We start from the raw sequence: 371 nt of genomic DNA on the forward strand, positions 1-371 counted from the left end.
CGAACTTCGTATCCCTGTAGCTCTCCTTGTTGGTACTCAATTCCAGAGATTTCAGGATTTTCAAGTTGTTGTAAGTCAAATCTGACTAACTCTTGAACAATTGAACCAATGGGTGTAAACCTAATTAATTTACTGACCCAAGTTAGAGTTGTTTCAACTCGATGTTGTAAAGAAGGTGCTAACCATCCTTTTGAACGTTTTCGATTCAAGAATCGAGCTTGACGATAACGAGTTTTACGGTTTCTTCGGGAACGACGTAATGAACGTCGAGATTCCAAAGACATTTTAATCGTTTGACCCCGATGGGTTAATTCTGCACCCCAAATTACTTTGTTTCCTTGAACTAATGCAATTCCAGTGGTTTTTGAACC

The 371-nt window shown here is 39.1% G+C and carries 1 protein-coding gene; it reads right to left on the minus strand.

All coding sequences use genetic code 11. The features are described 5' to 3' along the window. A partial coding sequence (iscB, locus tag PL8927_RS27625) for an RNA-guided endonuclease IscB (protein ID WP_197047589.1) occupies window positions 1–371 on the minus strand: 371 nt, incomplete at both ends.

This window comes from Planktothrix serta PCC 8927 (assembly GCF_900010725.2).
In the GTDB taxonomy this organism is placed as follows: Bacteria; Cyanobacteriota; Cyanobacteriia; order Cyanobacteriales; family Microcoleaceae; genus Planktothrix; species Planktothrix serta.